2 protein-coding genes are annotated in these 954 nt (G+C 65.2%); both read left to right on the top strand.

Features of this window, described 5'->3' with window-relative positions:
• A partial coding sequence (gene cmtR, locus DPA01S_RS16090; protein WP_061917939.1) for a Cd(II)/Pb(II)-sensing metalloregulatory transcriptional regulator CmtR occupies nucleotides 1-339 on the top strand: 339 nt, incomplete at its 5' end.
• Complete coding sequence (locus DPA01S_RS16085) at nucleotides 336-932, top strand: cadmium resistance transporter (protein ID WP_061917937.1); 597 nt, start codon at nucleotides 336-338, stop codon at nucleotides 930-932. The genes cmtR and DPA01S_RS16085, both read left to right, overlap by 4 nt.
• Nucleotides 933-954 lie beyond the last annotated feature (22 nt).

The following is a 954-nucleotide window of genomic DNA, read 5'->3' as shown; positions in this document are numbered from 1 at the left end:
ATGGATGTGATGAACCGGTTAGGGCGGGCGATGGCCGACCCGACACGGTCCCGAATACTGCTGACCTTGCTACAGCAGCCGACCTACCCGGCGGAGCTGGCCCGGGACTTGGAGCTGACACGGTCGAACGTGTCGAACCATCTGGCATGCCTGCGCGACTGCGGAATCGTTGTCGCCGTGCCCGAAGGTCGCCAGACCCGGTATGAGATCGCAGACCCGCACTTGGCGCGGTCACTATCCTCCTTGGTCGAGGTCACCCTCGCGGTCAACGAAAACGCCCTATGCTTGGAGCCCGACTGCTCAGTGCCGGGTTGTCACGCCACGGAGGTGCAGGCGTGATCCTGTCCTCGGCCCTGCAGGCGATCGGCCTGTTCATTGCCACCAATATCGACGACATCATCGTTCTGTCGCTGTTCTTCGCCCGCGGCGCCGGCCAACGCGGCACCACCGCACGCATCCTGGTCGGCCAGTACCTCGGCTTCATCGGCATCCTCGGCGCCGCAGTGCTCGTCTCCCTGGGCGCGGGAGCCTTCCTGCCCCCGCAGGCCATCCCTTACTTCGGGCTGATCCCACTCGGCTTGGGACTGTGGGCCGCGTGGCAGGCCTGGCGCGGGGACGATGATGACGACGACGCAAAGATCGAGGGCAAGAACGTCGCCGTGTGGACCGTGGCCGGCGTAACCTTCGCCAACGGCGGCGACAACATCGGCGTCTACGTCCCCGTCTTTCTCAACGTGGGCCCGGGAGCCGTAGTCGCCTACTGCATCGTGTTCCTAGTGCTGGTGGCAGGACTGGTGGGCCTGGCCAAGTTCGTCGCCACCCGCCGACCGATCGCCGAAGTCCTAGAGCGCTGGGAACACATCCTGTTCCCGACAGTCCTGATCGGCCTGGGCGCGTTCATCCTGATCAGCGGCGGAGCATTCGGACTCTGACAGAACCGACGCAAACCCCACC

Source organism: Dietzia papillomatosis NBRC 105045, from assembly GCF_001570845.1.
GTDB classification, from domain to species: Bacteria; Actinomycetota; Actinomycetes; order Mycobacteriales; family Mycobacteriaceae; genus Dietzia; species Dietzia cinnamea.
This window is presented reverse-complemented; position numbering and strand designations above follow the sequence as displayed.